The sequence below is a fragment of the Dactylosporangium sp. NPDC006015 genome, from assembly GCF_040614215.1.
Lineage (GTDB): Bacteria > Actinomycetota > Actinomycetes > Mycobacteriales > Micromonosporaceae > Dactylosporangium > Dactylosporangium maewongense.
Genome location: NZ_JBEXUD010000027.1, coordinates 81,320 through 107,967 on the forward strand (window position 1 = coordinate 81,320; position 26,648 = coordinate 107,967).

The window sequence follows — 26,648 nt, forward strand, 5'->3', positions numbered from 1 at the left end:
AGCGTTGTGCCACAATGGGTCGCATGCGACGACTCCGAAAGGCGCATGGCGCGTAACGCCCCGGGCGCCGGCCGCGTGACACCGCGGACGCCCACCATCGACGGCCTGTCGAGCCGAGCCAACGCGGCGATCCAGGCCCTGCGCCCCCGCATCGGCGATGTCGGCGGCGCGCTCCGCACCTACCGGCGCGAGATCCGGCAGGCGGGCCGCTGGATCGACCTGGCCGGCCAGTGCCCCAGCCCGAGCTGCGACATCAGCTTCCAGCGGGACATCCTCGAGGCGGCGCTGCACGCCCTGCCCCGCGACGCCGCCCGCGAGCTGCGGCGCCTCGTCGCGGCGCTGGACGAGGAGTTCCTGCGCAAGACGCTGCCCGACCCGTGGGCCGCCGCCCGCGGCCCCCGGCACGCGCGGGCCTGGTGGCGGCAGCGTCTCGAAGACCGGTGACGTCAGCGCGGCTGCAGGACGTCGACCGACGGCAGGTCACGGTTGGCGGCGTGGACCTCGGCGATGCCCGCCAGGGCGTCCCGGCCCAGCGCGCGGTAGGCGCCGGCGAGCAGTTCGACGGCTTCCCGCCGGTACCGGTCGGCGTCCAGCCAGTGCAGCTCCCGGCCGAGGACGAGCGCGAACGCGGGCCTGCCGGCGGCGAGCTCCGCCGTCGCCTCGGCGATCCAGCCGCGGGTGCGTTCCTCGTCGCCGCGGTACGCGTCGTGGCGCGCCTCCATCTCCCCGACGCGCGGGTCGCCGCTGCCCGGCGGGAGCACCGCGCCGAGCGTCACGCCGCCCGGGGGCCGCTGCGCGTCGGCCCAGCGCGGCGGTCCGTCGGCCGCGCACGCTGCGGCGTCGGCCGCGTCGAACCAGTCGAGCACGGCCCGCAGCGGGTACAGCGTCCAGTACCGCTCGGGGTCCTCGTCGTCGTCGAGCGCGTCGTCGAGCACGCGGCGGATCTGGGCGAGGCCCGTCGGGGCCTTCGCCGTCCACGTCTCCGCCGAGTCCCTCGCGTAGTTGTAGGCGACGAACGAGGGCAGCTCGGCCGGGTCGTCGTACCAGAGGCCGTAATGCAGCCCGTCGCTGCCGCCGCCGAGGATCGTCACCAGCTCGGCCGGGTCGCGGCGGAACCGGCAGTGCAGCCGCTCGTCGAGCCCGTCGCGGCCGGCCCGCTCCAGTCCGCCGTCGGCGAAGTAGTCCAGGACGCCCCAGCCCGACAGCCCGAGCGACTGCAACGCCCGGCGCTCGTGGTCGCCGAGACTGTGCAGCGCCGCCGCGAGGACCGCGACGTGCCGGGGCAGGCGCAGGCCGTACACCTGCGAAAACCGCTGCTCGACGGCGGGGAACAATCCGGTCATGACGTCGAGTGACGCGGACCGGCGGGCCTCGTCGGCCTCCGTCGGGGCGAACATCGACTCGTCGAACCGCGCCTCGTCGAGCCCGAGCGTCTCGCTGAGCGACGCGCCGAGCGCGGCCCTGACGGCGCCGGGCACCTCCAGCCGCGCCACCGCCGCCGCGACCCGCTCCCCCGCGTCGTCACCGAGCACGACGGTCGCGGTGGGCCCGCTGTAGGTCCGCTGGTCGTAGAGCGACACCCGCACCACCAGCCCGAGCCCGTCGACGTGCGCCGGCTCCGACAGCGCGGTGAGCGTGACACCGTCGTCGTCGAACTTCCGGTAGCCGATGAGCCGCATGGCTTCGCTGGTCACGGACCGCACTCTACGGCCGTACACTTCGCCGGTGGCGCTCAGGAGGACGTACCGCTTCGTCGACGGCGAACGGATCGAAGGCACCTGGCGGCCCATCTTCATCCGCAACGGTGACACGTACTTCCTGACCGAGCTGTTCGTCTTCGCCGACGGCGTCATCGACTGCTGGGGCTGGGTCGACCTCGACGGCCTGCGCGAGAAGCTGGCGTCCGGCTGGGTCGCCACGCGGCTCGAGCCCGGCGCGGAGGCCAGCGCCCATGAGCTGGCGGACTGGCGGATCGAGGAGCCGGAGATGTGGGTGACCGCCGAGGGCCTCCTGGGTGAGGTCGCCGACCTGATCGACGAGCTCAACGACCGGCCCGACTCCACCGGCCGCTGCCGGCAGGCGCTGGACCGCTACCTGGAGACGCGGACGGAGGCGGACCGGGTGGCGCTGCGGGAGGCGTACCTGGCCGTCCCGGAACACCTGCGGATGTTCGCCCTGGGCGACATGGACGCGAAGGACTGGCCGCTGCAGGTGCTGTGCACCCAGGTCGGCGAGCCCACACCCCGCGGCACGGTCGTCACCCCGGCGATGCACGCGCAGGCGGACGAGTACTTCGCCGACCGGGCCAGGGCGGCGGCCCAGCGGCACGGCGGCCGCTCCGTCGACGGCCCGCAGGACGCCACGGTCATGCTGGCACGGCTCCCCGGCACCTGGCCCCAGGCGCCGGACATCGAGTGGCTGCGCAACGAGTACCCGGTGCCGGTCACCGTCGCCGGGTCGACGTACGCCAGCGCGGTGCACGCGTACTGGGCCCTCGCCACCACCGACGAGGCGTCCGGCCACGCGATCCGCGCCGCGGCGACGGCGATGCTCGCGGAACGGACCGCCAGGACCGCGCCGCTGCGCCCGGACTGGCCGCTCGTCCGCGCCGCCGCGATGCACACGGTCCTGCGGGCGAAGTTCACCCAGCACCCGGCCCTCGCCGACGTCCTCGTGGCGACCGGCGACGCCCGCATCGACTACGGCAGCGACTCCTTCGGACACGGCGGCGGCCCCGACACCCGGAACTGGGTCGGCCGCCTGCTGGAACTCGTCCGGTCGGAGCTCGTGGCCGAGCGGGCCGGCTTCCTCGACTCCTCCCCAGCTGCCGGGTAGTCCCGCGCCGTGATCACGATGCGTCCGGTCGTCGAGGCGCCGCCGTGGCCCGCGGCGGCGACGGCGCCCTGGTCGAGGCTGGAGCTCGGGCCGTGGTGCACCGACGCGCAGGTCAGGCTGTTCGTGGCCGGGCAACCTCCCGGGATCCGACGACTTCAACAAGCACTTCCACGAGGCCCTCACCAAGCAGTGGGAAAAAGTGAAGGCGCAGCAGCACTGAGAAGGCACCGGTCGCGGATCATGTCGGGTGTGACGACGGATTCCGTGCCGCACGAGCGGCCTGCGGGCGACGCGATCAAGATCTGGTTCAAGTTCGTGCCGCGCGAGGGCTGGTTGCCGCATGACACCGAAGGCTTGTGGGCAACCCGGTTGAGCGAGGACACGGCTCGGGTGGACAACGTGGCGTTCCTGCAGAACGGTGTTGCGCAAGGTGACGTCGTCCGGTTCGGGACCGACGCCGAAGGTGTGCGGTGGGCGACCGGACGGGTGCGGGCATCCGGACATTGCGTTGTCCGTGTGCTTCCGGTGCCTTCCGGGCCGCTGGGCCCGAGCGCCCAGGCCGTCCACGCCGCGTTCAAGCGTTTCGACCTGGGCGGCGAGGTCTTCAGCGCGGAGTTTCCGCTGGTGGCGTTCGACGTGCCCGTCGACGCCGACTTCGGAGAGATCAAGCGGGTGCTGGTGGAGGGCGAGTCGAACGGCTGGTGGAAGTACGAGGTGAGCTACGGCACTGACCGCTGGTGGAACGCGTAGGCCGACGCGTTCAACTACCGGGGTCGCGCGGGCCAGGCGAAGCGGGACCGTCCCCTCGGAGGAGTGGCTGCAGGTTCCGGATGATCTTGTCGAGCTGATGTCTGCCGACCTGGGTCTTAGAGCGTGTTTGAGAAGTGGCTTACTTGTCGTCGGGCCAGCGCCAGCGTTCCTGGCGGGTGGCTGGTCGGCCTCGGGCGATGCGGCTGCTCATGGTGCTGATGGCGGCCCAGCGGATGATGGCTTCGGAGGTGGCTGGGTCGCGTTCGTAGTCGCGGGCCAGGCGGCGGTGGGTGGTGAGCCAGGCCAGGGTGCGCTCCACGCACCAGCGGCGGGGGATGACGGCGAAGCCACGCTGATCTGCGGGTTTGGGCACGATGTGCAGGGTGGTGCGGACGATGGTCGCGGCCCACTCGACGAGCTTGCCGGCGAATGCGCCGTCGGCGTAGACGAACCGGATCGGTGTGGCCAGGTACGTGCTCAGCAGGGTGGTCCTGACCCCGTCGCGGTCCTGGACGCTGGCGGCGAGCACGACTACGACGACGAGCAGACCGAGTGTGTCGGTGACGATGAACCGTTTCCGGCCGTTGATGCGCTTGCCAGCGTCGTAGCCGCGGCTGTCGCGGCCGACGGTGTCGGCGCCCTTGACGCTTTGGGAGTCGATGATTCCTGCGCTGGGCTGGGGGTTGCGGCCCTGCTGTACCCGTGCCTGCTCCCGCAGCGTGGTGAGCATCGTCTCGGTGACCGCTGCCTCTTCCCACTGCTTGAAGTACCAGTACACGGTCTGCCACGGTGGGAGGTCCGCCGGCAGGTACCGCCAGGCGCAGCCGGTCCGGACCACGTACAGGATGCCGTCCACAATGGACTTACGTGGATGTTTCTCCGGCCGGCCAACCTGTTTCGGCGCCGGGAGCAGCGGCTCCACCAGCGCCCACTGCTCATCGGTCAGGTCCGAAGGGTAGCGCCGCAGCCGAGACATCCGGCCACCATGGCGGCATCGACATCGGTAGTCACGCCGGCGCGCCGCCGCCCCACACGTGTCCGACCTGCTGGGGGGCGTTGTCGCGGAGTCGTGCTGACGCCGGCTACCCGGCGGTGCGGTTCTTCCAGACGGTGCGCTCCGCGTCGGGCGGGATCCAGGGGCCCGGCTCGGTGGCCCAGCCGGCGTCGTATCGCCGCACCGCTTCGACGAACTCCGCCGGCGGCCGGTAGTCGTGCGCGGTGACGTAGTGCCAGACCAGCGACGGCGCCGCGAACATCACGCCCGGCCCGGCCGGCACCCTGATCTCGTCAACCGCCAGCCACCCCCGGCCCAGCCGCGGATCGGTGATGATGTCCGTGCCCGGCGGGCAGAACTCGCAGTCGTGGCCGCCGCGCGACAAGTTGACGCACGGGTCGCCGATGACGTCGAGCAACGCGCCGGCGAACCAGTCCGGGCCCGGGCCCCGGTCGAACGGATGTGACGCGTCCAGCCAGCCGACGTTGCGCCGCTCGTACTGCGGGCGGTAGTCCAGCTTGCCCCATTCGTACCAGATGGTGTCGTGATCCCTGTACGAGTACGCATAGGGCGTCAGGTCCGCGAAGTAGGCCACGAGACAAGGTACAGCGTCGGGTACGGAAGCGTCCGACGAGATCGGCCAGGCGGGTCGAGACCTGCTCCTCGATCAGGTTCAATGGGCAGCGCCGCAGCCGAGACATCCGGCCACCTTGGCGGCATCGACGCTGGCGGTTACGCAGGCTCGCCGGCCAAACTAGAGCACTTCTCAAACACGCTCTTACACACGGCTTCTCATCGGTCTGTCGTTTTCTGGTTGGCGTTGCATGTCGCGGTTCGGGTGGCACTGGGGCAGGGTGCGTAGTTGCCGGGCGTTGGGCCAGGCGAGTTCCTCAAGATCTGCACCGCGCCGCTCGGGATGTCTTGGCTTCGAGGTGGTGGCGTGGGGGTTCTGAAGATTGCGCCTCGGGCTGGTCGCGGCGATTCGGGATGGTCGCTGCGCGGCGGGTTCCAGATAGTGTTTGCCGGTGGATGGTCTGGAAAGCCAAGCTCGCCCGAGCGGGCATATTGATCTTGACTTGGTCGATGATCCGTTGTCGCGGCGGCCAGTTGGGCTGCGGCGGCGTTGGACGTCGTTGCGGGTGTCCGCGTCTGGCGTCGTGGTGCTGGTCCTGATAGGCGGGTTGATCGGCGCGGCGTTCGGACGCGCTTGGACGCGGTGGGAGCAGCGAAAGCTGGATTCTGCGCGCGTTTCGTTGTTCGTTGCGGTAGCGGATCTTTCGACGACCACGGGCTCCAACGGCCGGGTCTCGATGGAGGGAAGCGTGGCGGTCGCGAACGGTGGCCCGCTGCCGGTGGAGGTCTCGGGTCCTGCGAGCGGGAACTTTCGGGTGTGGGGTCAGCAGCGGGTCGCTGCGGCTGGGGCTGCGCGGTTCCCCGCGAGCGTGGTGGTTGTGTGTGCCGCCGGCGTCGAGCAGCAGCCGCTGCCGCTTGCGTTGGTGGTGGTCGCGGCCGACGGCGAGCGGCGGTCGGTGGAGGTGAAGGTCGAGTTGGTCGGGACCTGGAAGGAGATTGTGGCGCAGGACTGTCAATTGCCGAGTTGAGGACGCATGTTCTGCCGTCATGTCGGCTGCCCTGCTGGCGTTGGCGGGGCCGCGAGCAGGACCCGCGCCAACTCCAGACGACTCTCGTAGGCCACGAGCCCGCCAGTCGTCGCCGACCAATACCAACCCGAGTAGAACGTGCGCCCCTTGTACCACCGGAACTCACGCACGGGCCGGGCCGCGAACAGCTCCGCTGGCGACACCCTGCCAAGCGGGGCACCAACCAGGTCGTCACCAACAGCGGGACAGTACCTCACCTGCACCGACGACAGGCGGTCTTCCAACTTGACAGACATGGCCGAATAATCGACCGAAAGGAATATCGAACGCCCGAGCCGCGCCGAGCGCTTCTCAACGGAATGTCGCAAAGTGACAGACCGAGTGACAGATCGATGAGAAAGTGCAAGATTCATCGAGAACCTACACGAGTGACGTCAGGCGACGGGGGCGCCGGCGGTCCTCATGAAGGGGACGGGGTCGATGGCGTTGAGGCGGGTGGCGGGGCGGCCGTAGTGGACCTCGAAGTGCAGGTGGGGGCCGGAGGAGTTGCCGGAGGTGCCGACGTGGCCGATGGTCTGGCCGGCGGTGACCTGCTGGCCGACGGTGACGTCGGGCTGGCGGACCATGTGGCAGTACCGCGTGACGATGTCGCCGGCGTGTTGGATCTCGACGTACCAGCCGCAGCCCTTGATGCTCGGTGAGCCGTCGACGTCGCAGGACGGGCCGGAGGTGTTGCACACGACGGTGATGACGGTGCCGTCGGCGGCGGCGCGGATCGGGGTCTCTCGGGCGGCCATGATGTCGATGCCGTCGTGGGTGGGGCGGGAGACGGTGCGGAAGCCGCTGGTGCCCTTGCCCGGCACGGGGTTGACCCAGGTGCCGACGGGCACGGCGCCCGTGGGCGGCACGATCAAAGACGGCGTGGCCGATGGTGTGACCGACGGCGACGCGGAAGGCGCCGGGGTGGGGCAGGCGGGGACGGTCTTGCGGCGGGAGACGTAGGCGTCCGAGACGTAGGCGCCGCTGGTGAGCCGGTCCCACCGGTCGGTGGTGCGGACGCGGCCCTTCGTCTTCGGGCCCCGCACGGAGCAGACCAGCGACAGCTTCGCGCCGTTGCGCAGGCTGCCGGCGGCGGGTGCCGCGGGCGTAGGGGCGGAGCGCACCGCCAGCTTCACCTTGCCCGAGGAGACGGTGCCCGGCACGGACGAGGAGGCCGCGAGCGCGGTTGAGCCGAACGCCACCAGGGCGGCGCCCGTCAGACCCAGCACCGTCAGTTGCCGTCGCATGCACCACTCCGTCCGTCGCCGGTCACGTCACAAGTAAGCGTGCGGGCGGCGGGGTGCGGGACGGTTGCTACAGCGTGGTGAAGAAGGAGATGGCCGCCGTCAGCGCCTGGTCGGTGAGCACCGGGTCGTGGCGCGGGCCGACGTCGCGCATGAACGCGTGCTCGCCGCCGGCGTAGACGTGCAGCTCCGCGTCGTGCAGGCCAGCGTCGTACAGTGCGGCGATGATCTGCAGGCGGGCGTCGGCGGGCACGTGCGGGTCCTGCGAGCCGAACACGAGCATGAGCCGCCCCCGGATCTCGGCGAGGGAGCCCAGGGTGCCGGCGTCGGGGTCGGCGCCGAGCGCACCGTTGTGCAGGCCGGTCGGGTAGAAGCAGACCGTCGCGGCCACGCGCGGGTCGAACGCCGCCCGGAACGCGAGGTGCCCGCCGATGCAGAACCCGGTCGCGAACAGGGTCGTCGTGTCGGGGCGTCCGTCGAGGTACGACAGGACCGCCACCCGGTCGGCGTCGAACGAGGCGGTCGTGGTGGCCGCCGCGCCGGCGAGGCCCGCCTGCTTGCCCGCGTCGTCGAACTCGAGCGCGACGCCGGCCAGGTCGCCGTGCGGGTAGATCTCGGGGACGCAGACGACGAAGCCGGCCGAGGCGAGCCGCCGCGCGGTCCGCAGCGTCGACTCCGTCAGCTGGAAGATGTCGGTGTACAGCAGGACGCCCGGCAACGGGCCGTCGCCGGAGGGCCGCAGCACGACGGCCCGGACCGGCCCGCCGGGCGCCGGCACCGACACCTCGTCCTCACGCAGCTTCATGCCGGTGACCTTACGCGGCGCCGTCCGGCGTGATGGTCAGGACCGGCCGCTCCGGAGCGGCGAACGCGGGTCCGGCCTCGACCTTCCACCGCTGGTGCGGGGTCAGGCCCGGCACGACGTCACCGGCCTTCAGGCCGCGGCCGTCGATCATCGAGGAGGCGGTCGCCGCCAGGTACGCGGTCAGGGCCTCCGGCGGGAGCGCCCCGCACACGCACTGCAGGTCGGGCAGGCCGAGCGGGCCGAGCCCGAGGGTGTCCAGCACGTACCGGCCGGTGACGTCGTGGTGCCGCACGTTGACCACGCCCACCTCGGAGCCGGGTGGCGTGGCGAGCCGGCTCGACGGCCACCAGACCGCGACCGGTGCCGTGTCGTCGGCGAGGGTACGCACGACGGCGGTGAACGCCCGCACCCGGTCGGCGGGGGCGAACGACGTACCGAAGATCTCGGTGACCGTCACCGTGCGTGTCACCCCGGCCATCACCTCCGCCGCCTCCGCCCAGCCGCGGGTGTGGGCGAGGTCCCGGCGGCCCTGCGACACCGCCGGCCGCCCCAAGCTGACCAGGAGCCGGATCGGGTCGGGCGCGGTGAGCTCCGGGAAGCCGACCATGTACCCGCCGCCGCGGCTCGTGCCGTCGGTGAGAGTGGCGGACGGCCAGTACCGCCGCAACGTGGTCGGCGAGGGGCGCAGGCGCACCGCGCCGGTGTAGCACAGCTCCGCCGCCAGTCCAGCGCTCATCGGGTCCCTCGGGCTCGTCGGGGTGGCTCGCATCATGCCACGCCGGCGCCGCCGGGAATGCGATGGCGGCGCGTGGCGGCCCGGCCGATGATGGCCGGGTGACCGCCGTCTCCGAGACCCGCCTGGCCGTGACCGTGGTGCCACCGGCGCATCCGCGGGCGCGGGAGGCGCTGCGCGCCTATTACCACGACATCGGCGGGCGGTACTACGACCGCCCGATGACGGAGGTGGAGGTCGACACGATCCTCTCCGAGGACCCCGACGAGGACCTGCAGCCGCCGACCGGCTGGTTCTGGGTCGCGACCGTCGGCACCACGGTCGCCGGCTGCATCGGCCTGCGGTACGTCACCGAGGCCGGCCACCGCGTCGGCGAGCTGACCAGGGTCTACGTCTCGGACAAGGTCCGCCGGCAGGGCCTCGGCGCGAGGCTGATCACCGTCGTGGAGCAGCAGGCCCGCACCGAGGGTGTCACGTCCCTGCGGCTGGACGTGCGCACCGACCTGGTCGAGGCCCGCGCCCTGTACACCCGCCACGGCTTCCACGAGGTGCCCGCGTTCAACGACAGCCCGTACGCCGGCCACTGGCTCCGCAAGTCCCTCCAGTGACCGGGTCTCGGTGGCACTGGGTGCGGTTGCACAGCAGCTGAGCCATCTCTCCCGTCCTGACGTTCGTCCGCGGAAAGCCCCCCGATGCGAGGGTTGGTTCGGCTCGTACCGCGGACCGCCGAGGCGATGCCATGGCCGCCGCTACGCGGGGCGTGTGAGGCGGGCGAGGTTGCGGCGGGCGGCGGTTGTTTCGGGGTGGTGGGGTCCGTACCGCGTGGCGTACGCCTCGGCGAGGTCGGTGAGTGCGGCGGTGGCGTTGGTCTCGTCGCCCTGCAGCAGCATGATGCGGGTCAGGCCGGCGAGCGCGGCGAGGTGGTGCGGGTCGAGGGGATCGCTGAGCTCGGTGGCCCGTTCGTAGGCGCGGTAGGCGCCCATCAGATCGCGCTGCTCGCGCAGCACCATCGCCAGGTCGTTCAGAGCCGGCGGGGTCGTGGCGGCCTGTTCGGAGAGGGTGCGGGCGGCTCGCAGGTCGCCGGTGGCGAGGTGGGCGGTCGCGGGGTCCTGCGGGGCGGACTGGCGCCGGGCGATGCACGCGTCCGGGTGGGACGCGCCGAACAGGTCCTCGTACAGGGCGGCGACCGTGTCGTGGCGCGGGACGGGGTCGGTCCTGGTGACGCCGTTCAGGGCGGCGACGGTCTCCGGGTCGGCGGCGGCGAGCAGCCGCCGGCAGCGTTCGAGGGTGTCGCGGTAGCGGGCGGCCGCCGCGGCCCGGTCGCCGTGCGTCAGCAGCGCCGCGGCGAGGCCGTTGGCGGCGGCGATCGTCGGTGGCGCGTCGTCGCCCTGTTCGCGCTGGTTCAGCTCGTACGCCTCGCGCCACACCGCGACGGCCCGGCCGGTCTCGCCGAGGGCGAGGTGGGCGGCGGCAAGGCACTGCTGGAGTTCCGCGGTGAGGTCCCCGCCGCCCCGGCGGAGCGCGCCGGCGAGGCGGGTGGCGGCGCCGGCGTGGTCGCCGCGTCCGGCCCGGTCGAGGGCGTCGGTGTACAAGTCGTGGACGGCGTCCTCGGTGCGCCGCTCCGCCCGGCGGGCCCGCACCTCGCGCCACTTCAGCCAGGCGACGCCGGCGGCGAGCAGCGCGACCACGGCCAGTACCCACGGGCCGAGGCCGTCGACGAGCGCGGCGACGAGGCACGCGATGGTGCCGCCGGCGACGAGCGCCACCAGGACCGTCAGGACACCGTCGCGCCGCCTCCGCATCGGGTCATCATGACCGCCGGTGCTGCCGTGGGCCGACGGCTGCGTCGTACATCCGCCACCGACGCTGTCCGGTCCGCAGCAGGGCGACGGCGGTCGATCTCGCGAGGGCGGCCGCCCGCGAGGGCGGTGTGGCGTCACACCACGGCCGCGACGAACTCCTCCGGGTCGACGGTGCCGGGCCGGTCGCTGACCTGACCGTCGCCGAGCTCGATGACCCGCCACACGCCGTCGGACCGCAGCGCCAGGTCGACCGTGACGAACGGCAGGCCCAGCACGGCGACGAGCGGCGCCACGGCGGCCAGGTCGAGATCCGCGGGCGGCAGGTCGTGCGGCGTGTCCGGGTGCGGGCCGACGAGCCTGCACGCGCCGCCGACCCACCAGGTGCGGACCTCCGCCTTGCTCAGCTCCTCGAACCGACGCAGCACGAACCCGCCGGTGAACTCGTCGTCGCGCAGCTCCCGGAACCGTTGCGCGACCGTCCACGCCGCGGCGGTGTCGGCGAGGTCGGGGATGAACGCGGCCTCGTGCCAGTGGTGCTTCATCGACTTCGTGTAGTCGCGCAGGACCGCCGCGCCGTTACCGAGGTCGCCCGCGGCCCGCTCGAACGCCTCGCGCCCGTCGCCGGCCGTCCACACCGAGCGTGGGGTGACGTCCGCCAGGGCGGCGTACCAGCCGGGGAACTCATGCGCCTGCCGGTACTGCGCGGCGCTGGTCCGCAACGTGACGCCACGGTCCCGCAGGGCCCCGGCGAACGCCGCGTACTGCTCGGAGCGCAGCATCCAGCCGCGGTAGACGGCCTGCCGTTCGCCCGCCTCGACGCGGGCCACGGCTCGCCGCGCCCCGTCCGGCGTGCTCAACGCGTCGTGGTCCACCACCGCCACGTCCAGGCCAGCCTCGCGGGCGGCACCGGCCTCCGGGGCGAAGTGCCCGTCGGGTCGGCGGGAGCGCAGCGGATCCGCCGGTACCAACACCATCGTCGACATCTGGATACCGTACGCGGATGGTCACACTCGAGTTCACCGCCGACGCCGCCGAGTTCCTCGCCGCGGCCGGGGACCACCTGGCCGCCGACCCCGTCCTGAACACCGTCGTGACCGCGAACGCGCACAAGCCCCGCACCTGGCCCGACGGCGGCCCGCCCGCGCACTTCTGGTGGCTCGTCGCACGCGACACCTCCGGCGCGGTGGTCGGGGCGGGCATGCGCACCGCCCCGATGGCGCCGCATCCGCTGTACCTGCTGCCGATGCCGCCGGACGCCGCGGTCGAGCTCGCCCGCGCGCTGCACGCCCGCGGCGAGGAGACCCTGGGTGTCAACGGCTCGCTGCCCGCCTCGCAGGTGTGCGCCGCCGAGCTGGCCCGCCTCACCGGCGGCCGGGCCGAGGTCCTCATCCACACCCGGCTGCACGTGCTCGGCGAGCTCGTCCCGCCGCGCCCCGCGCCGGGCCGCCTGGCCCCGGTCCCCGCCTCCGCCGTCGACCTGGTCGTCGAGTGGGTCACCGCGTTCATGGGCGACGCCGACGAGCAGGCCGGTCGCCCCCGCGGCACGGGTATGCACGCCATGCCCGACCGCCAGGAGCTGCTGCGCCGCATCGACGACGGCCTGCTCTGGTTCTGGCTCGACGGCACCGGCCGGCCGGTCAGCCTCGTCGGCGCCACCGCACCCACGTACGGCGTGGTCAGGATCGCCCCCGTCTACACCCCGCCGGACCAGCGCGGCCACGGCTGGGCCAGCAACGCCGTCGCCGAGGTCTCCCGCCACCTCCAGTCCACCGGCGACCGCGTCTGCCTCTTCACCGACCAGGCCAACCCCACCTCCAACAAGATCTACGCCGCCCTCGGCTACCGCCCCGTCGTCGACATGGCGAACTTCGGCATCACCGGGGTTGTCCGGAGTTGACCGCCCGAGGGGCGTCGCCCCTACCGGACAACGACGGATGCCCGCATGGTCGGAAGGGTCGCGGCGGACGGCGCCGCGCTTCCGAAAGGAACCAGCCGTGAAGCGACTCACCCAGGCGCTCGCCGCGCTGCTCGTCACGGCGGGCATGGCCGGCTGCACCGGCCAGCCGCAGGCCGCCCGGCGGGTCGCCACGCCCGCGGCACCGTCGCCGGCCGCCACTGCCGAGTGCCGATGGTCCCCGGTCCGCCCCGGCAACCAGGTGATCACCAAGGACGTCGGCACACCGCCGGCCACGGTCCCCAGCGGCACCATCGCGACCATGACCTTGACGACCAACCTCGGCACCATCGAGATCACGATGGACGCCAAGGTCGCCCCGTGCGCGGTGGCGAGCTTCGCCTACCTGGCCGGCAAGCAGTTCTTCGACGGCAGCCCCTGCCACCGCCTGGGCACCACGGAAAGCCTGTCCATCCTGCAATGCGGCGACCCGTCCGGCACCGGCACGGGCGGCCCCGCGTACCAGTACGCGGAGGAGAACCTCGGCCCCAAGGCCGGCTACCTCCGCGACACGGTGGCCGTGTCCCGCTGGGAGGACCCGGGCACCAGCGGCAGCCAGTTCTTCATCAACTATGCCGACAACCCGGGAATCCCCGCGAACTACAGCCTGATCGGCATCGTCACCAAGGGCATGGACATCGTCAAGCAGGTCGCCGCCGCCGGCGTCGTCCCCGAGACCAGCTACCACGGCGACGGCACCCCGAAGCTCACCCTCACCCTGCAACACGTGACGGTCGCCTACGTCTGACACACCGGCGCCGGCAGCACGTGTCTCATGTGCGGCGGGCGAGGAGGTAGGACTGGGGGGTCGACTCGCCCTGTTCGGCGGGGCGGGTGGCGCGGAAGAGCGTGGTGAAGCCGGCGGTGGCGAGGCGGTGCTCCATCTCGTCGGCGGGGAGCCAGTACGCGTCGAACTCGACGCCGGCGGTGCGGCCGGCGCGGCGGAGGGTGCCGTCGCCGTCCTTGAAGGCCGTCACCAGGTGGCCGCCCGGCTTGACGACGCGGGACAGCTCGCCGAAGGCGGGCGAGCGGTCCTCGGGGGCGAGGAAGATCAGCGAGTACCAGCAGACGACGCCGGCGAGGGAGGCGTCGGCGAACGGCAGGTCGCGCAGGTCGGCGACGGAGAAGGGGAAGCCCGGGTGGTCGCGCCGGGCAACCCTGACCATCTCCGGGGACAGGTCGACGCCGTGCGGGGACAGGCCTTGGGCGGACAGGTAGGGGGCGAGCCGGCCGGTGCCGCAGCCGACGTCGCCCACGTCGGGGCCGAGGTCGGCGGCGAGGGTCAGCTCGCAGAACAGGCCGAGCACCGCCCGCTCGACCGGCATCCGGTCCAGCTCGCCGGTCAGGTTGTCGGCGTAGAGCTCGGCAAGGACGTCGTGGGCGGCTCGCAGTTCATCGGTCTTCGCATCCACGGACGAACCTTAGCCGCCCGGGGTGGACGCCGTCTGCGACGCTGGGGCGCATGACGACGCCGGCGCCACGGCCGACCCGCTCGGAGCTCGAACGGTGCTTCGTGGCGGTGCTGGACGGCACCCGGTCGCGCGAGGACGTGGCCGCGTGGGCGGCGCCCTGGCACGCGCGCCCCGACGCGGGTGTCGCCGCCGACCAGGTGGTGTGGCTGGCGCTGTCGATGCTGTCCGGCGTCGACACGCGGATCGTCCCGGACGGCCCGTACCTGCACCCCGACGAGCGGGTGCGCCAGTGGCTGGACGCGTTCCGGCAGGTCCGCGCCACCTCCCCCGAACGATGAGCGGGTCCTCCCCTACGATGGCCGCGTGTACCTGCTTGAGCTTGCCTTCGACGGGAGTCCCGACCGGCTGGCGGTGCGGCCCGCGCACCGGGAACGGCTGCGGGTGTTGCACGAGGCCGGGAGGGTGGTGATGGCCGGGCCGTACTCGGACGAGACCGGCGCGCTGCTGCTCTTCGACGTGACCGCCGAGGAGTTCGAGGCGATCATCGACGACGACCCGTACTACCGCGCGCCCGGCGTGACGATCGTGCGCCGCCACGAGTGGGTCCCGCTGTTCCGCTGACCGTCACGACGAACGGTCGACGGGCAGGCCGAAGGCGGGGACTGGGCGACCGGCTCGCCGCCGCACCCGTCCGTGAGGGCGCCACCCCGCTCGGCTCGCATCCCTTCGTGCACCTGGTGCACAGCGACCCGTTCGGAGGCACCGTCCGGCGGTAACGTGTGGCGATGGCGGCGCGGGAGTCCGGTCGGGGCGCGACGGTGCTGTCGGCCGTCGCCGCCGTCACGTACTTCCTGCTGGCGAGGTACGGGCCCGGGTGGTGGCGCGGCGCGCGACTCGACGGCGTGGACGCGCCGCTGGATCTCGGCTGGCTGCACAACGGGTTCGCGTGGCTGGCACAGTACGCCGGGGCGGCGCTGTCCCTGCTGTTCGGCGCGGCGGCCGTGCTGCTCGTGCTGGTGGCGGTGGCCGGGGTCGACTCGCCGCGGCTCGACCGGGTCGTCGCCGCCGCCCGGACGGCGCCGGCGCTCGCGTTGCTGGCGGTGCCCGCCCTCGCCGTCGCCTGGTTCCTCGCCACGCAGGTCGCGCTGCTGGTCGCGCCCTTCCTCGGCATGTATCACGGGGAATACCACCCGGCCGTCCCGTAGCGGCTAACTTGTATCTCAGCGTGTTGGAGCGGATACCAGGAGTGCGCGGTGCGGGTGGCGGCGTGGGCCGTGGCGGTGGTGGCGGCGGCCGGTCTGGTCGCGCCCGCCCATGATGTACGGGCGGCGGCGCCGACGGGTCGGCCGAACGTGTTGCTGCTGCTCATGGACGACGCGCGGACCGGGCAGACGTTCGCGATGCCGAAGGCGCTGGCGTGGCTGCGCGACCACGGGCGGGAGTACCCGAACGCGATGGTCAGCACGCCGAGCTGCTGCCCGAGCCGGGCGACGATCCTGTCCGGCCGGTACGCGCACAACCACGGCGTCACGCAGCAGGGCGCGGTCGGCCGGTTCGACCGCAACCGGTCGCTGCAGCACGAGCTGCACACCGCCGGATACCGCACGGCCGCGGTCGGCAAGCTCTTCAACGCCTGGGACATCGCGCGACGGCCGCCGCACTTCGACGACTGGGCACTGACCGGCGGCGGGTACACCGGCGCGGACTTCGTCGTCGACGGGCTGGAGACCCGCGCGCCCTACGCCACCACGTTCATCGGCGACCAGGTCGGCCGTTACGTCGACCGGTACGAGCGCGACGACCGACAACCGTGGTTCATCTACGCCGGCTTCACCGCCCCGCACGCGCCGCAGGTGCCGGAGCCGCGCTACGCCGGCGTGAGCTACCCGTGGGACGGCAACCCCGCGACCCGCGAGACCGACCGCGGCGACAAGCCCGCGTACGTGCGACGCTTCAACCGTACCCAGGAGGAGGGCGTGCTCGAGCGGCAGGCGATGCTGCGGACGCTGCGCTCCGTCGACGACGCGCTCGAGTCGATCCGGCGCCGCCTGAAGGCCGACGGTGAGCTGGACGACACGCTCGTCATCCTGCTGTCGGACAACGGCAAGCTGTTCGGCGAGCACGGCCTGCCGGAGAAGTTCATGCCGTACCTGCAGGCCGAGCGCGTCCCACTGCTGATCTCGTGGCCGGGGCACATCCCCGCCGGCAGCGACCGCCGGCTGGCCGCGAACCTCGACATCACCCCGACGGTGCTCGCCGCCGCCGGTCTCACCCCGTCGTTCCAGGTGGACGGGCGCGACCTGCTGGCACCCGGCGACCGGCGGGCGCTGCTCACGGAGTACTGGCGGGACCCGGCCAACGGTGCGGGCATCCCGTCGTGGGCGTCGACGGTGGTGCCGGGACGCTACCGGTACACGGAGATCTACGACGACGCGTTCACCGTCACCGACCGCGAGTACTACGACCTGGCCCGCGACCCGTGGCAGCTGACCAACCTGCTCCAGGACGGCTCGACCCGCCCCGCGCTCGCCGCCGCCCTCGCCCGCCAGCGGACCTGCGCGGGCCGCGACTGCCCCTGAGTTGCGGCGCTCGCGTATCGTCCATTCACATGAGTCGATTCTTAGCGAGGGCGGCCGTCGTGGCCGGCATCCTCGCGATCACGCTCAACCCGGTGGCCGCCGGTGCCGCCACCGTCCCGACGGCCGCGTTCTCCCAGGACAGCACGTGGCCCGCGGGCTACGTGGGCCGCATGACCGTCACCAACGGCGGCACGACCGCCCTGACCTGGCGGGTCGAGTTCGACCTGCCCGCCGGCACGACCATCGGCAGCTCCTGGGACGCCACGGTGACCCGCTCCGGCGGCCACTACGTCGCCGTCGGCGCGTCGTGGAACGCGAGCCTCGCCCCGGGCGCGTCGACCAGCTTCGGCTGGGTCGCCGCCGGCCAGGGCACGCCGCAGGGCTGCCTGCTCAACGCCGCCCCGTGCGACGGCCGCCCACCGTCGCGCGACGTCCGCCCGCCGTCGACCCCGACCAACCTGCGCGGCACCGCGCAGGCCAGCTCGTACGTGCTCACCTGGTCCCCCTCGACCGACGACCGCGCCGTCACCGGCTACGAGATCTACTCCAACACCTCCACCGCGCCAATCGCGACAGTCACCGGCACCAGCTACAGCATGCCGACGCCCCCACCGATGGTGATGTCGTTCGGTGTACGGGCGATCGACGCCGCCGGCAACCGCTCCCCCTTCGCCACGGTGGGCCTGGGCACGCCGCCGGACACCACCGCCCCCAGCCAGCCGACGGGCCTGGCGCTGCGCGGGGTGACCGACGGCTCCTGGACGGTCGTCTGGACCGCCTCGACCGACAACCAGTTCGTCGCCGGCTATGAGGTCGCCCTCAACGGCACGGTCATCAGCCTGGTCGGGAACACCACCGCCTACGTCCCCTACACCGGCTACGGCACCTACTTCGTCGCCGTCCGCGCCTTCGACGGTGCCGGCAACTTCTCCACCCGCGCCCAGGTCGGCATCGCCGTCGACCCGCCGCCCCCGCCGCCGCCCGGCTCCTGACCCGTCCGTCCAGGGGCGCGCGCCACCGCCGCCGCGCGCCCTCGGCCCTCCGTTCAATGGCACAGCACGATGCCCCTGACACGCCCGAACTCCCCGGAGGCCAGGTCCTGCCGGCGGATCCAGTAGTACAGCCGACCGACGTCCCCCCACATCCACCCCGTGACGCTGTCGGAGTCCACCTGCAGCAGCAGCACCCAGTCGCCGTCATCCGGCCGTGCGGGGTCCTGGATGAACTCCGGCCAGCCGAGGACGCGGTGCATCGGCGCCTCCGCTCTCCCGTACAGCGCATCCATCCCGGCGGGCTGCCGCTCCCACAACGGCTGGACGACCGCCTCCGACTCGTCCGGGATCGTGAGCACCCGCCGGCCCGCGCAGGCCACCGCCGGAAAGGTCGCGGCTCCCTCCGGCGCCGCCACCGGCACCGCGGTCCCCGCGTCCACCATGACGACCCGCCACCACTGCGGGTCGCTCGGGTCGTTCTCCCACCCGCCCATCTCCACGGCGTCGTAGAAGAACGCCAACAGCATCCCCGCCGGCAACGCGTCCAGCCCGAGGGCCTCGTTGACCTCGTCGCAGTCCAGCTGCACGATCAGCGACAGCGCCCGCCCGCCGTCCGTCCGCGGCCAGACGAACCGCTCGTCCCCGAGCGCGACCCCACCGAGCCGCGTGCCCCGAAGCCCCTCCCCGCACACCGAGCCGCACACCGAGCCGCACACCGAGCCGCACGCCGGGCCGCACGCCGGGCCGCACGCCGGGCCGCACGCCGAACCGTCCGCCGGGCTGTGCGTCAGGCGGACCGACGGCAGCGCATGCGCCATCACCGCCGCCCACAACGCCTCATCGTCGCCGCCATCGACACCGTCACGGACCTCGGTCATGCCCGCCGTCCGTCTCCGGCCGCGGCCGGACCGCCGGCTGGATCGGGACACGAGGGGCGGCTCAGCAGTACTGGCCGATCCCCCAGATGCGGGTGAAGTCGCCGGCGGCGAGGTCCTGGGAGCGAATCCAGTAGTACAACGTGCCGACGTCACCCCACATCCAGCCGGCGACGTCGTCGGAGTCGACCTGCAGGAGCAGCACCCAGTCGGCGACGCCTTCGCGGAGCCGCTCCACGCGCGGGTCGCCATAGCCCTCGGGCCCGCCGACGGAGATGCCGTTGGCGGCGAGCTGACACTCCAGCTGCATCGGGCCCTGCACCGGCTCGGGCCAGCCGAACACCCGGTGTCTGGGCGCCTCGTCCTTCGCCCCGACGCGGTCATACAACCGGCTCACCGCGCCGCGACCGTGCTCGCGCAGCCGCTCCACGGCCGGCTCCCACCTGTCGGGGATCGTCAGCACCCGCCGGGGCACGCACGCCACAGCGCCGAACGCTTCCGTCCCCTCCGGCGCCACCACCGGCCGCGCCGTCGCGGCGTCGGACACGACCACCCGCCAGTGCTGCCGGTGGCCGGGGTCATAGCCCCAGCCCTCCATCTCGACGGCGTCGTAGAAGAACGTCAGCAGCGCCCCGCCCGGCAGCACGGCCGGGCCGCCACCGCCGCCGAGCGTCGCGTTGATCTCGTCGCAGTCCAGCTGGGCGATCACCGTCAGCGCTCTGCCGCCATCGGTCCGCGGCCAGACGAACCCGTCCCCGGCGAGCGCGTCCCCGCCGAGCCGCGTGCCCCGCGAATCCGGCGCGCACGCCCCGCCGCCGGTCATCCGGACCGACGGCAGCACGTGCGGCGCGAGAACACTCCAGAGCGCTTCGTCCCCGCCGACCTCTTCCCGAAGCTCGCTCACGTGTCCTCTTCCTCGTCGTACAGCGCCATGAGCCGCGGCAGGCGGCGTCGCATCTCGGCCTCGTCGTCGAAGTCGAACTCCCAGTCCGGGTCGAGGTCGGGGCGGCGGATGGTGAAGTCAGGGGCGGGGAGGTCGTCGCCGCCGGTCCGGTCCCGGTACGCCTGCCAGACGACAGCCAACACGTCCTCGCACTCGAGGTCGTCGCACTCGGCGGCCGCCGCGACGACCGCAGGATGTGTCGCGAGGCTGTCGGGGTCGGCGAGCGCCCGCTCGAACGTCTCCCTGCCCTGCGTGATCAGCCATCCCCGGAAATACTCGAACCCGTCGTCGGACGCGCCGCCGTTGATGACGTAGGCGGCGGCCCACAGGCCGGCCCGGTAGGACACCGCCACCAACTCGTCGAACGGCCGGTCGAACGCCGCGATCACGACCGGCGGACGCGCGCCGAGCAGCCGCACCATCGCCGCCGCGACGTCGTCGGCGGACGGAGACCCGCCCAGGCCCGCCCTCGCCTCGTCGACCAGCCGCCACACGTCCTCCACGCCCGGCGGTGACGCCTCGGTCCGGCTCACCGCTCCTCCTCGCCGTCGTGGAGCGCCATGAGCCGCGGCAGGCGGCGCCGCATCTCGGCCTCGTCGTTGTAGTCGAAATTCCAGTCCGGGTCGAGGTCCGGAATCCGCACCGGGTCGGAAGTCCGGGGCACGTCCTCGCCCGTGACGGCGCGATAGGCGTCCATCACGACACACAGGACATCCTCGCCATACAGGTCACCGACCCCGGCCACCGCCGCGATCACCTCGGGATGGGTGGCCAGGCTGTCGGGGTCGGCGAGCGCGCGCTCGAACCGTTCCCTGCCCTGCGCCACGAGCCAGCCGCGGAAATAGTCGAAGACGTCATCGGACGCGCCGCCGTTGATGATGCACGCGGCGGCCCACAGATCCGCCCGGTAGGACACCGCCAGCAGCTCCTCGAAGGGCCAGTCGAACGCGGCGATGTCGGTGGGCGGCCGGCTGCGCAGCAAGCGCACCACCGCCGCCGCCACGTCCTCGGCGGACGGCGACCCGCCCAGGTCCCCCCGCGCCGCGGAGATCAGGCGCCACACGTCCTCCGCGCCCGGCGGCCGCGCCTCGGCAACCCTCACTGCTCGTCCTCCCCGTCGAAGAGCGCCACGAGCGCCGGGAGGCGCCGGCGCATCTCGGCCCTGTCGCCGTAGTCGAAATTCCAGTCAGGGTCGAGGTCGGGGATCCAGACCGTGTCGGGATAGGGCGGCACCTCTTCCTCGCCGGTGACGTCGCGATAGGCGTCCATCACGACATACAGGACCGGCTCGCCGTCGAGGTCTCCACCCCCGTCCGCGGCCGCGGCCACCGCGGGATGGGCGGCCAGGCTGTCGGGGTGGGCGAGGGCGCACTCGAACCAGTCCCTGCCCTGTGCCACGAGCCAGCCGCGGAAATAGTCGAACCCGTCACCGGACGCGCCGCCGTTGATGATGTACGCGGCGGCCCACAGGTCCGCCCGGTAGGACACCGCCATCAGCTCGTCGAAGGGCCGGTCGAACGCGGCGATGCCGGCCGCCGGACGGGAACTGAGCAGCCGCACCATCGCCGCCGCGACGTCGTCGGCGGACGGCGCCCCGCCCAGGTCCGCCCGCGCCTCGTCGACAAGCTGCCACACGTCCCGAATCCCCACCCCACCGCTCATGCGCACATCATGCCCGCGGGGTACGACAGTTTTCACAGCCTCCTTTCACGGCGCCGCCGTTGACAAGGGACGGTCGAAGTGAGCGCTCACATCGACGTTGACAAGTACGAACGGCGCCGATACGGTCCGCCACCGAGGAAAGCGCTTTCCTCGCGACGCGAACGAAGGCATCGATCGGAGGTTCCCCGACGTGGCAAGGCAGAGACACAGACGCTGGCTGCTCAGTGCGGTCGTGCTGACCGTGGTGGCGGCGGTGACGACCGTCGCCGTGCGGTCCGCGGACGCGGCGACGATCGTGCAAGGCACCTGGTACAACCTGGTGAACGTCAACAGCGGCAAGGTCATGGAGGTCACGGGCGCGTCGACCGCGGACGGCGCCACGGTCACCCAGTACAGCAGCAACGGCTGCCAGTGCCAGCAGTTCCGGTTCGAGTCGGCCGGCACCGGCTGGTGGCGGATCATCGCCCGGCACAGCGGCAAGGCCGTCGACCTGTGGGAGTGGAACACCGCCGACGGCGCGGAGTACCGCCAGTGGCCGGTCAGCAGCGGCAACAACCAGCAGTTCTCCGTGCAGAACATCGGCGACAACATCCAGCTCATCAACCGGCACAGCGGCAAGGCCCTCGAGGTCTGGGAGTGGTCGACCGCCAACGGCGCGAGGATCTCCCAGTTCACCGACCTCAACGGCGCCAACCAGCAGTGGCGCCTGGTGGTGGCGGGCACGACCACGCCCACAAATACCAACCCCAGCACGAGCTGGCCGACGAAGTCGGGCGACGCGAGCGTCAGCGGCACGATCAAGGTGTCGGGCACGCTCGACGGTGGGATGAAGCGGTACTGCTGCATCGGTGACGGCGGGCAGAGCGAGAGCCAGGACCCGATGTTCGAGCTGGCCAACGGCGCGACCATCAAGAACGTGATCATCGGCGCGCCGGCCGGTGACGGCATCCACTGCCTCGGCACGTGCACGATCCAGAACGTGTGGTGGGAGGACGTGGGCGAGGACGCCGCGACGTTCCTCGGCACCGGCGGCGGCACCAGCTACGTGATCGGCGGCGGCGCGAAGTCGGCCAGCGACAAGGTGTTCCAGCACAACGGCAACGGCACGGTCAACATCTCCGGCTTCTACATCGAGAACGCCGGCAAGCTGTACCGCGCCTGCGGCAACTGCACGAACTCCTACCAGCGCAACGTCGTGGTGGACAACATCATCGCGAAGTCCACGAAGGTGATCGCCGGGATCAACATCAACTGGGGCGACACGGCCCGGTTCACCCGGATCACCGTCTACGGCTCGGCGACCATCTGCGACAAGTACAAGGGCGCCCCGAAGGGCAGCGAACCGACCCACGTCGGCTCCGGCGCGGACGGCGTCAACTGCTTCTACAGCGCGAGCGACATCACGTACCGCTAGCCTCCAACCGCACGACGACCCACTTCGACGTGGGGGTGCCGCTGACCGCAGCCTGCGAGTCCAGCGGCACCAGCGGGTTGGTCTCCGGGTAGTACGCGGCGACGCAGCCCTTCGGCGTGTCGTAGGCGACGAGCCGGAACCGCTCGGCGCGACGCTCGACGCCGTCGGAGAACTCCGACACGAGGTCGACCACGTCCCCGTCGGCGAAGCCGAGCTCGGCGAGGTCGAGCGCGTTGATGAACACGACCCGCCGCCCGGAGCGGATGCCACGGTACCGGTCGTCCAGGCCGTAGATGGTCGTGTTGAACTGGTCGTGGCTGCGGATCGTCTGCAGCACCAGCCGCCCCGGCGGCACCTCCAGGACGACCAGCGGGCTGACCGTGAACACGGCCTTGCCCTCCGGGGTCGGGAACGTGCGGGAGTCCCGCGGCCCGTGCGGCATCGTGAAGCCGCCGTCGGAGATACGGGCGTTGTAGTCGGCGCAGCCGGGCACCACGCGGGAGATGCGGTCGCGGATCCGGTCGTAGTCGACGGTGAACGACGCCCACGGGATGCCGTGCCGGTCCCCCAGAACGGCCGTCGCGAGACCGCACACGATGTCGACCTCCGAGCGCAGCAGCGGGCCCGCCGGCGCGGAGCGGCCCCGCGACGCGTGCACCTCCGACATCGAGTCCTCGACGGTGACCCGCTGCACCTTCCCGCCGGTCATGTCCTGCTCGGAGCGGCCGAGCGTCGGCAGGATCAGCGCCGTGCGGCCGGCGGCGACGTGGCTGCGGTTGAGCTTCGTGGACACCTGCACGGTGAGCGTCGCATCCCGCATGGCGGCGGTGGTGACGTCGGTGTCGGACATGGCGGCGACGAAGTTGCCGCCGAGCGCGACGAACACCTTGGCCCGCCGGTCCCGGAACGCCTTCACGGCGTCGACGGCGTCGTGACCGGGAAGGCGCGGCGGCGCGAAGCCGAACTCGGCGCCGAGCGCGTCGAGGAACCAGGCGGGCGGCTTCTCCCAGATGCCCATCGTGCGGTCGCCCTGCACGTTGGAGTGGCCGCGCACCGGGCACAGTCCGGCACCCGGCTTGCCGATGTTGCCCTGCAGCAGCGCGACGTTGACGAACTCCTTGATGGTGGCGACCGCGTTGTGGTGCTGGGTGATGCCCATCGCCCAGCAGTGCACGGTGCGCTTGGAGGCGGCCAGCATCGCCGCGGCGGTCTCGATCTGCGACCAGGTCAGGCCGGTCGCGGCGAGCACCGCGGCGCGGTCCACGGCGCGCGCGTGGCGCTCCCATTCGTCGAAGCCGGTGGTGTACCGGTCGACGAAGTCACGGTCGACCGCTCCGGGCGCCTGCAGGAGCAGGTGGCCGATGGCCTGCCACAGCGCCAGGTCGCCGTTGGAGCGGATCTGCAGCAGCTCGTCGGCGAGCCCGGTGCCACGGCCGGCGAGCCCGCGCGCCTTCTGCGGGTTGTCGAAGCGCAGCAGCCCCGCCTCCGGCAGCGGGTTGATCGCCAGGATCCTCGCGCCGTTGCGCTTGGCGGTCTCCAGCGCGGTGAGCATTCGCGGGTGGTTGGTGCCGGGGTTCTGCCCCGACACGACGATGAGCTCGGCCTCGTGCAGGTCCTGCAGCGACACCGAGCCCTTGCCGATGCCGATCGTGGCGGCCAGCCCCGCCGACGTCGACTCGTGGCACATGTTGGAGCAGTCGGGCAGGTTGTTGGTGCCATACGCGCGGGCGAAGAGCTGGTAGAGGAACGCCGCCTCGTTGCTGGCCCGGCCGGACGTGTAGAACACCGCCTCGTCGGGGCCGTCCAGGGCGTTGAGGTGGGTGGCGACGAGCGCGAACGCCTCGTCCCAGGAGATCGGCTCGTAGTGGGTGCCGCCGTCGCGGCGGACCATCGGGTGGGTGAGCCGGCCCTGCGCCTCCAGCCAGTGGTCGGTGCGCCCGGCGAGGTCCTCCAGGGAGTGCGCGGCGAAGAACGCGGGCTCGACGGTCTCCCGCACGCCCTCCCACGAGATGGCCTTCGCCCCGTTCTCGCAGAACTCGGCGGTGTGCCGCTTGCCCTGGGGGTCGGGCCACGCACAGCTCATGCAGTCGACGCCGTCGACCTGGTTGAGCGCGAGCAGGTTGCGGGTCGCCTTGACGATCCCCATCCGCCGCACCGCGTTGGTGACGCTGAGCCGCACCGCGGGCAGCCCTGCCGCGTGGTCGGCGGGCGGCCCGACCCGCAGCCGTTCCTCGGCTTCGTCGATCGGCATCGCGGCGGCTCCAGCGGTAGATGAGACCCACCGAGCGTAGCCCGTCCCCGGCGCCGCTGTCAGACGCGGAACTGGCCGACCAGGGCGTGCAGCTCGCGGCTCATCGCCGACAGCTCCTCCGCGGCGGTGCGGGTCTCCTCGACCCCGCTGGTGGTGATGCGGGCCGCGTCGGAGATGGTGGCGATGTTCGCGGCGATGTCGGCCGAGCCGGCCGCGGCCCGGGAGATGTTGCGGCCGATCTCGGTCGTGGTGGCGTTCTGCTGCTCGACGGCCGCCGCGATGGTGTTCTGGTAGTCGCCGAGCCGCCCGGTGATCTCGACGATCTGGGTGATCGCCTCGGTCGCGGCCATCGTGTCGGCCTGGATGCTCTGCACCTTCGACGCGATGTCGCTGGTCGCCCGGCCGGTCTCCTGGGCGAGGTCCTTCACCTCGGTGGCCACGACGGCGAAGCCCTTGCCGGCCTCGCCGGCCCGGGCCGCCTCGATGGTCGCGTTGAGCGCCAGCAGGTTGGTCTGCGCCGCGATGTCGTTGATGACCGTGACGACGTTGCCGATCTGCTGGCTCGACCCGCTCAGCCGGCCGATCAGGTCGTGCGCCGACTGGGTCAGCTCGGTGGTCTGCCCGCCGATGCGGGCCGCGTCGGCGGCGGTGCCGGCGATCTCCTGGATCGAGGCGCTCATGTGCTCCGCGCCGGTCGCCACGGTGCGGACGTTGTCGGACACCTCGTCGGCCGACGCCACGATCAGCCCTGACCGGGTCGACGTCTGCTGGGCGCTGGTCATGATCCGGGTCGAGGTGTCGCTGAGCCGCTCGCTGGCGACCGCGACCGTGGACGCCGACCCGCTGATCGCCCGTACCGTCGCGGCGATCTTCTCGACGAACGTGTTGAACTCGCGGCTCACGGTGGTGAACTCGTCGTTGCCGCTGACCGCCAGCCGGTGGGTCAGGTCGCCCTCACCCTCGGCGATGTCCGACAGGCGCTCGTGCAGGGCCCGCAGCGGCCGCAGGATCGAGACCGACAGCGCCAGCGCCATGGCGACCGCCAGCACGAGCGCGACGCTGCCCACGACGTTGGCCAGCCTGCCGGTGCTGCTCGCCGTCGACCGGGCGGCCTTGTCGGCGGCGGCCGACCGCTGCTTGGCGCCGGCGAGCAGCTCGTCGACCGGGCCGCTGATGCGGGCGTACACCTCCAGGCCCTCGCCGACGACGAGGTCGTTGGCCGCTTTGACCTGTGCCGGGGTCCCCGCCCGGTACGCCGCGATGACCCGGTCGTCGAGTGCCTTGAAGTCGTCGAACGCCTGGCGGATCGCCCGCACGGCGGCCTGGTCGGCGGCCGGCAGCGGCAGGCTCGCCATCGTGCCCAGCTCGGTGCTGAAGTCCCGCATCGCCTGCAGGAACGCCGCCCGCGTGTCGGCCGTGTCGTCGGTGCTGCCGGGCTCGCCGCGCTCGACGTCGAACGCGTAGCCGACCTGCCAGCCGGAGATGTCGGTGATGCGGAACTTCAGCTGCTCGGCCGCGTCGAGCTGGGCCTGGGCGGCGGACAGGTGCCCGGCCGTGTCGCGGGTGCCGTGGGAGGCCGAGACCGCCGCGATCCAGATGGCCACCACGCACAGCGCGATGACGAGAAAGCCGATCACCAGCCGCGTGACCACCCGCGTCCGCCGCAGCGCGTCCATGTCTGCCACCCCTCGCCGACCGTTCTCGCGAAGCTCGCACCCCACCGATCGGCGCAACCGTCCCGCTCCTGAGAAATCCCGCGGCGC

The 26,648-nt window shown here is 72.4% G+C and carries 29 protein-coding genes; 13 read left to right on the top strand and 16 right to left on the bottom strand.

Annotated features, from left to right (window positions below; genetic code table 11):
* Positions 1-45 precede the first annotated feature (45 nt).
* Positions 46-444, top strand: a complete 399-nt coding sequence (locus ABZ321_RS36595; RefSeq protein ID WP_354900030.1) for a hypothetical protein — start codon at positions 46-48, stop codon at positions 442-444.
* A gap of 2 nt (positions 445-446) precedes the next feature.
* On the opposite strand, the gene ABZ321_RS36600 is transcribed toward ABZ321_RS36595, so the two are convergent.
* A complete protein-coding gene (locus ABZ321_RS36600; RefSeq protein WP_354900033.1) occupies positions 447-1,694 on the bottom strand; it encodes an ADP-ribosylation family protein in 1,248 nt (415 codons plus the stop codon).
* A 31-nt stretch (positions 1,695-1,725) separates the two neighbouring features.
* Here ABZ321_RS36600 and ABZ321_RS36605 point away from each other — a divergent pair, with 31 nt between their 5' ends.
* Positions 1,726-2,835, top strand: coding sequence for an NADAR family protein (locus ABZ321_RS36605; RefSeq protein WP_354900036.1), 1,110 nt, complete (start codon positions 1,726-1,728; stop codon positions 2,833-2,835).
* A 249-nt stretch (positions 2,836-3,084) separates the two neighbouring features.
* Positions 3,085-3,585, top strand: a complete 501-nt coding sequence (locus tag ABZ321_RS36610) for a DUF4265 domain-containing protein (RefSeq protein ID WP_354900038.1) — start codon at positions 3,085-3,087, stop codon at positions 3,583-3,585.
* Between the two features lie 139 nt (positions 3,586-3,724).
* Here the strand turns inward: ABZ321_RS36610 and ABZ321_RS36615 are convergent, their stop codons facing one another.
* Both ABZ321_RS36615 and ABZ321_RS36620 read right to left on the bottom strand, forming a co-directional pair.
* Positions 3,725-4,561 (bottom strand): IS5 family transposase, encoded by an 837-nt coding sequence (locus ABZ321_RS36615; RefSeq protein WP_354900041.1) that lies wholly within the window; start codon positions 4,559-4,561, stop codon positions 3,725-3,727.
* A 106-nt stretch (positions 4,562-4,667) separates the two neighbouring features.
* Complete coding sequence (locus tag ABZ321_RS36620) at positions 4,668-5,174, bottom strand: hypothetical protein (RefSeq protein ID WP_354900044.1); 507 nt, start codon at positions 5,172-5,174, stop codon at positions 4,668-4,670.
* A 430-nt stretch (positions 5,175-5,604) separates the two neighbouring features.
* On the opposite strand from ABZ321_RS36620, the gene ABZ321_RS36625 reads away from it, so the two are divergent.
* On the top strand, positions 5,605-6,180 hold the full coding sequence (locus tag ABZ321_RS36625) for a hypothetical protein (RefSeq protein ID WP_354900046.1): 576 nt from the start codon (positions 5,605-5,607) through the stop codon (positions 6,178-6,180).
* A 434-nt stretch (positions 6,181-6,614) separates the two neighbouring features.
* On the opposite strand, the gene ABZ321_RS36630 is transcribed toward ABZ321_RS36625, so the two are convergent.
* The 3 genes from ABZ321_RS36630 to ABZ321_RS36640 form a co-directional block, all read right to left on the bottom strand.
* Positions 6,615-7,466 carry a peptidoglycan DD-metalloendopeptidase family protein gene (locus ABZ321_RS36630; protein ID WP_354900049.1) on the bottom strand — a complete coding sequence of 284 codons (852 nt, stop codon included), beginning with the start codon at positions 7,464-7,466 and terminating at the stop codon, positions 6,615-6,617.
* A 67-nt stretch (positions 7,467-7,533) separates the two neighbouring features.
* The gene (locus ABZ321_RS36635; RefSeq protein WP_354900052.1) at positions 7,534-8,268 is read right to left on the bottom strand and encodes a dienelactone hydrolase family protein; all 735 of its coding nucleotides are present in this window, start codon (positions 8,266-8,268) and stop codon (positions 7,534-7,536) included.
* Between the two features lie 10 nt (positions 8,269-8,278).
* Positions 8,279-9,004, bottom strand: coding sequence for a DUF4261 domain-containing protein (locus ABZ321_RS36640; protein WP_354900055.1), 726 nt, complete (start codon positions 9,002-9,004; stop codon positions 8,279-8,281).
* 98 nt (positions 9,005-9,102) lie between these two features.
* On the opposite strand from ABZ321_RS36640, the gene ABZ321_RS36645 reads away from it, so the two are divergent.
* Positions 9,103-9,609 carry a GNAT family N-acetyltransferase gene (locus tag ABZ321_RS36645; protein ID WP_354900058.1) on the top strand — a complete coding sequence of 169 codons (507 nt, stop codon included), beginning with the start codon at positions 9,103-9,105 and terminating at the stop codon, positions 9,607-9,609.
* Positions 9,610-9,750: 141 nt separating this feature from the next.
* Here ABZ321_RS36645 and ABZ321_RS36650 read toward each other — a convergent pair whose 3' ends face one another.
* Positions 9,751-10,803 (bottom strand): tetratricopeptide repeat protein, encoded by a 1,053-nt coding sequence (locus ABZ321_RS36650; RefSeq protein ID WP_354900061.1) that lies wholly within the window; start codon positions 10,801-10,803, stop codon positions 9,751-9,753.
* Positions 10,804-10,937: 134 nt separating this feature from the next.
* On the bottom strand, positions 10,938-11,786 hold the full coding sequence (locus ABZ321_RS36655; RefSeq protein ID WP_354900064.1) for an ATP-grasp domain-containing protein: 849 nt from the start codon (positions 11,784-11,786) through the stop codon (positions 10,938-10,940).
* Positions 11,787-11,803: 17 nt separating this feature from the next.
* Here ABZ321_RS36655 and ABZ321_RS36660 point away from each other — a divergent pair, with 17 nt between their 5' ends.
* Positions 11,804-12,700, top strand: a complete 897-nt coding sequence (locus ABZ321_RS36660) for a GNAT family N-acetyltransferase (RefSeq protein ID WP_354900067.1) — start codon at positions 11,804-11,806, stop codon at positions 12,698-12,700.
* 97 nt (positions 12,701-12,797) lie between these two features.
* The gene (locus ABZ321_RS36665) at positions 12,798-13,505 is read left to right on the top strand and encodes a peptidylprolyl isomerase (protein WP_354900070.1); all 708 of its coding nucleotides are present in this window, start codon (positions 12,798-12,800) and stop codon (positions 13,503-13,505) included.
* Positions 13,506-13,530: 25 nt separating this feature from the next.
* On the opposite strand, the gene ABZ321_RS36670 is transcribed toward ABZ321_RS36665, so the two are convergent.
* The gene (locus ABZ321_RS36670) at positions 13,531-14,169 is read right to left on the bottom strand and encodes a methyltransferase domain-containing protein (protein WP_354900073.1); all 639 of its coding nucleotides are present in this window, start codon (positions 14,167-14,169) and stop codon (positions 13,531-13,533) included.
* Between the two features lie 50 nt (positions 14,170-14,219).
* On the opposite strand from ABZ321_RS36670, the gene ABZ321_RS36675 reads away from it, so the two are divergent.
* From ABZ321_RS36675 to ABZ321_RS36695, 5 genes are all read left to right on the top strand, one after another.
* The gene (locus ABZ321_RS36675) at positions 14,220-14,507 is read left to right on the top strand and encodes a hypothetical protein (RefSeq protein WP_354900075.1); all 288 of its coding nucleotides are present in this window, start codon (positions 14,220-14,222) and stop codon (positions 14,505-14,507) included.
* 25 nt (positions 14,508-14,532) lie between these two features.
* Entirely contained in the window at positions 14,533-14,790 is a 258-nt protein-coding gene (locus ABZ321_RS36680; RefSeq protein ID WP_354900077.1) for a YciI family protein, read from the top strand.
* 164 nt (positions 14,791-14,954) lie between these two features.
* The gene (locus ABZ321_RS36685; RefSeq protein WP_344512738.1) at positions 14,955-15,374 is read left to right on the top strand and encodes a hypothetical protein; all 420 of its coding nucleotides are present in this window, start codon (positions 14,955-14,957) and stop codon (positions 15,372-15,374) included.
* Positions 15,375-15,422: 48 nt separating this feature from the next.
* Positions 15,423-16,748 (top strand): sulfatase-like hydrolase/transferase, encoded by a 1,326-nt coding sequence (locus tag ABZ321_RS36690; protein ID WP_354900079.1) that lies wholly within the window; start codon positions 15,423-15,425, stop codon positions 16,746-16,748.
* A gap of 29 nt (positions 16,749-16,777) precedes the next feature.
* Positions 16,778-17,740: a cellulose binding domain-containing protein gene (locus ABZ321_RS36695; protein WP_354900081.1), complete on the top strand. Its 963-nt coding sequence runs from the start codon at positions 16,778-16,780 to the stop codon at positions 17,738-17,740.
* Between the two features lie 53 nt (positions 17,741-17,793).
* On the opposite strand, the gene ABZ321_RS36700 is transcribed toward ABZ321_RS36695, so the two are convergent.
* The 5 genes from ABZ321_RS36700 to ABZ321_RS36720 form a co-directional block, all read right to left on the bottom strand.
* Positions 17,794-18,618, bottom strand: coding sequence for a DUF1963 domain-containing protein (locus tag ABZ321_RS36700; RefSeq protein WP_354900083.1), 825 nt, complete (start codon positions 18,616-18,618; stop codon positions 17,794-17,796).
* A 61-nt stretch (positions 18,619-18,679) separates the two neighbouring features.
* A complete protein-coding gene (locus tag ABZ321_RS36705; RefSeq protein ID WP_354900085.1) occupies positions 18,680-19,519 on the bottom strand; it encodes a YwqG family protein in 840 nt (279 codons plus the stop codon).
* Entirely contained in the window at positions 19,516-20,091 is a 576-nt protein-coding gene (locus ABZ321_RS36710; protein WP_354900086.1) for a DUF4240 domain-containing protein, read from the bottom strand. The genes ABZ321_RS36705 and ABZ321_RS36710 overlap by 4 nt, the downstream gene beginning before the upstream one ends.
* Positions 20,088-20,660, bottom strand: coding sequence for a DUF4240 domain-containing protein (locus ABZ321_RS36715; RefSeq protein ID WP_354900088.1), 573 nt, complete (start codon positions 20,658-20,660; stop codon positions 20,088-20,090). The genes ABZ321_RS36710 and ABZ321_RS36715 overlap by 4 nt, the downstream gene beginning before the upstream one ends.
* The gene (locus ABZ321_RS36720; protein WP_354900090.1) at positions 20,657-21,220 is read right to left on the bottom strand and encodes a DUF4240 domain-containing protein; all 564 of its coding nucleotides are present in this window, start codon (positions 21,218-21,220) and stop codon (positions 20,657-20,659) included. The genes ABZ321_RS36715 and ABZ321_RS36720 overlap by 4 nt, the downstream gene beginning before the upstream one ends.
* A gap of 190 nt (positions 21,221-21,410) precedes the next feature.
* Here ABZ321_RS36720 and ABZ321_RS36725 point away from each other — a divergent pair, with 190 nt between their 5' ends.
* On the top strand, positions 21,411-22,634 hold the full coding sequence (locus tag ABZ321_RS36725; RefSeq protein WP_354900092.1) for a pectate lyase: 1,224 nt from the start codon (positions 21,411-21,413) through the stop codon (positions 22,632-22,634).
* Here the strand turns inward: ABZ321_RS36725 and ABZ321_RS36730 are convergent.
* On the bottom strand, positions 22,621-24,885 hold the full coding sequence (locus ABZ321_RS36730; RefSeq protein WP_354900094.1) for an FdhF/YdeP family oxidoreductase: 2,265 nt from the start codon (positions 24,883-24,885) through the stop codon (positions 22,621-22,623). The genes ABZ321_RS36725 and ABZ321_RS36730 overlap by 14 nt on opposite strands.
* Before the next feature lie 59 nt (positions 24,886-24,944).
* Positions 24,945-26,561, bottom strand: a complete 1,617-nt coding sequence (locus ABZ321_RS36735; protein WP_354900096.1) for a methyl-accepting chemotaxis protein — start codon at positions 26,559-26,561, stop codon at positions 24,945-24,947.
* Between the last annotated feature and the right edge of the window lie 87 nt (positions 26,562-26,648).

Excerpts from the sequence above, each read along its gene's own strand:
- ABZ321_RS36595 (WP_354900030.1), top strand. The coding sequence starts at position 46 with ATGGCGCGTAACGCCCCGGGCGCCGGCCGCGTGACACCGCGGACGCCC.
- ABZ321_RS36615 (WP_354900041.1), bottom strand. The coding sequence starts at position 4,561 with ATGTCTCGGCTGCGGCGCTACCCTTCGGACCTGACCGATGAGCAGTGG.
- ABZ321_RS36630 (WP_354900049.1), bottom strand. The coding sequence starts at position 7,466 with ATGCGACGGCAACTGACGGTGCTGGGTCTGACGGGCGCCGCCCTGGTG.
- ABZ321_RS36635 (WP_354900052.1), bottom strand. The coding sequence starts at position 8,268 with ATGAAGCTGCGTGAGGACGAGGTGTCGGTGCCGGCGCCCGGCGGGCCG.
- ABZ321_RS36640 (WP_354900055.1), bottom strand. The coding sequence starts at position 9,004 with ATGAGCGCTGGACTGGCGGCGGAGCTGTGCTACACCGGCGCGGTGCGC.
- ABZ321_RS36650 (WP_354900061.1), bottom strand. The coding sequence starts at position 10,803 with ATGCGGAGGCGGCGCGACGGTGTCCTGACGGTCCTGGTGGCGCTCGTC.
- ABZ321_RS36655 (WP_354900064.1), bottom strand. The coding sequence starts at position 11,786 with ATGTCGACGATGGTGTTGGTACCGGCGGATCCGCTGCGCTCCCGCCGA.
- ABZ321_RS36660 (WP_354900067.1), top strand. The coding sequence starts at position 11,804 with ATGGTCACACTCGAGTTCACCGCCGACGCCGCCGAGTTCCTCGCCGCG.
- ABZ321_RS36675 (WP_354900075.1), top strand. The coding sequence starts at position 14,220 with ATGACGACGCCGGCGCCACGGCCGACCCGCTCGGAGCTCGAACGGTGC.
- ABZ321_RS36685 (WP_344512738.1), top strand. The coding sequence starts at position 14,955 with ATGGCGGCGCGGGAGTCCGGTCGGGGCGCGACGGTGCTGTCGGCCGTC.
- ABZ321_RS36695 (WP_354900081.1), top strand. The coding sequence starts at position 16,778 with ATGAGTCGATTCTTAGCGAGGGCGGCCGTCGTGGCCGGCATCCTCGCG.
- ABZ321_RS36700 (WP_354900083.1), bottom strand. The coding sequence starts at position 18,618 with ATGACCGAGGTCCGTGACGGTGTCGATGGCGGCGACGATGAGGCGTTG.
- ABZ321_RS36720 (WP_354900090.1), bottom strand. The coding sequence starts at position 21,220 with ATGAGCGGTGGGGTGGGGATTCGGGACGTGTGGCAGCTTGTCGACGAG.
- ABZ321_RS36730 (WP_354900094.1), bottom strand. The coding sequence starts at position 24,885 with ATGCCGATCGACGAAGCCGAGGAACGGCTGCGGGTCGGGCCGCCCGCC.
- ABZ321_RS36735 (WP_354900096.1), bottom strand. The coding sequence starts at position 26,561 with ATGGACGCGCTGCGGCGGACGCGGGTGGTCACGCGGCTGGTGATCGGC.